The sequence below is a fragment of the Terribacillus sp. 7520-G genome (assembly GCF_002271665.1).
GTDB lineage: Bacteria > Bacillota > Bacilli > Bacillales > Amphibacillaceae > Terribacillus.
The window spans coordinates 1-746 of record NZ_NQFP01000066.1 but is presented as its reverse complement, the minus strand read 5'-3'; the positions used below and the strand labels follow the sequence as shown (position 1 = coordinate 746).

At 38.5% G+C, this 746-nt stretch carries 1 protein-coding gene; it reads left to right on the top strand.

Features of this window, described 5'->3' with window-relative positions:
• Positions 1–143 precede the first annotated feature (143 nt).
• Complete coding sequence (gene tnpA / locus CHH53_RS16970) at positions 144–614, top strand: IS200/IS605 family transposase (protein WP_093727170.1); 471 nt, start codon at positions 144–146, stop codon at positions 612–614.
• The last annotated feature ends 132 nt before the right edge of the window (positions 615–746 follow it).

Sequence of the window (746 nt, the reverse complement as noted above, 5' to 3'; positions counted from 1 at the left end):
TTTTTTTATATGTATTAGAAAACCCCTGGCTATGCCGGGGGTTCCAGAAAGCTTCAAGCGTGGTAATAAAAAAACCTCACTTCATGGTAGGATAAAGTTGGTTTCCCGACCACTTTATCTCGCCATAGAAGGAGGAGTGCCCTATGAAGGACATGAACAGTTTAGCACATACAACATGGAATTGTAAGTATCACGTAGTATTTGCGCCAAAGTACAGAAGGCAGGTTATTTACGGAAAATACAAAAAGAGTATCGGACAAATTATTAGGGATTTATGTGAACGGAAAGGTGTGATTATCCATGAAGCAAATGCTTGTCCGGATCACATTCATATGTTGATAAGTATCCCGCCGAAATTAAGTGTGTCACAATTTATGGGATACTTAAAAGGGAAAAGTAGTTTAATGATATTCGATCGTCATGCCAATTTAAAATATAGATATGGAAATCGAAAATTTTGGTGTCGAGGATTCTATGTTGATACAGTCGGGAGAAATAAGAAACAAATACAAGAATATATTAGGAATCAGCTAAAAGAGGACTATATGGGCGATCAATTGACATTATTCGAAGAGTACGATCCATTTACAGGAGAAAAAAATCGGAAGAAATAAAGAAATTCTTTAGAATTGGTGAGTAGATGTGGTGCAAGAGGGAACCCATTCAGCGGGCCTTTGAGGCCTAGGCCGGTAACAAAGGCTTTTAGCCGCAGAACAAACCACCAGTTCACACTGGTGGTTTTGATT

What these genes read in the sequence shown, in the direction of transcription:
- tnpA (WP_093727170.1), top strand. Translation starts at nt 144, where the DNA reads ATGAAGGACATGAACAGTTTAGCACATACAACATGGAATTGTAAGTAT.